Genomic DNA, 350 nt, shown 5'->3' with positions numbered 1-350 from the left:
CTCGCCACCCGCATGCGCTCCATCGACATGATCCGCGTGGCACCCGCCTATGCGCAAAGCCTCAGCCAGCTGTTCTCGGTGGAATGCTGGGGCGGTGCGACCTTTGATGTGGCTTATCGCTTCTTGCAGGAATGCCCCTGGCAGCGGCTGCGGGATCTGCGTGAGGCGATGCCCAACGTGATGACCCAGATGCTGCTGCGCGCCTCCAACGGGGTGGGCTATACCAACTACCCGGACAACGTGGTGCAGGCCTTTGTGAAACAGGCCGCGATCACCGGCGTCGATGTCTTCCGGGTCTTTGACAGCCTCAACTGGGTGGAGAACATGCGCGTCGCGATGGATGCGGTGGT

1 pseudogene is annotated in these 350 nt (G+C 62.6%); it reads left to right on the top strand.

The features are described 5' to 3' along the window. A pseudogene (locus C6W91_RS21340) lies at positions 1–350 on the top strand (pyruvate carboxylase); the annotation flags it as partial.

This window comes from Phaeobacter sp. SYSU ZJ3003 (assembly GCF_041300735.1).
GTDB lineage: Bacteria > Pseudomonadota > Alphaproteobacteria > Rhodobacterales > Rhodobacteraceae > Phycobacter > Phycobacter gallaeciensis_A.
Note: the sequence above shows the minus strand (reverse complement) of the source record. Positions and strands in the feature narration are given on the sequence as shown.